Below are 331 nucleotides of genomic sequence, written 5' to 3'. Positions count from 1 at the left end.
AGCAGAAGACAGTGATCAGGTGACACCGGCCGAAGCAAAAACTCAATCTCAACTTTCAATCCAAGACCAAGCTAAGCTCGCTGCAGCCGACAAGGAAGCAGCGGAAGAAGCAGCCAAAGTTCGCTCAGATTTAATCGCTACCCTAGAAAAAATCGAAAAATCAACTATCGATGACATCAACAAGGATGCTACTATCACTGATAAGGAAGCAGCGATTAAGGCAGCTAAAGAAGTGATTGGCAAGGATGCTATCTTGAAAGCTATCGAAGAAGGTGACATTGAAGCGTCTGACTTGTTGGCAGATTTCTTAGCAGAAGACAGTGATCAGGTG

Annotated in this window: 1 pseudogene; it reads left to right on the top strand. The window is 44.7% G+C overall.

Features of this window, described 5'->3' with window-relative positions:
- Positions 1–331 (top strand): annotated as a pseudogene (locus tag HMPREF2766_RS09460) (cell wall anchor protein); the annotation flags it as partial.

Source organism: Streptococcus sp. HMSC076C08, assembly GCF_001810825.1.
GTDB lineage: Bacteria > Bacillota > Bacilli > Lactobacillales > Streptococcaceae > Streptococcus.
This window is presented reverse-complemented; position numbering and strand designations above follow the sequence as displayed.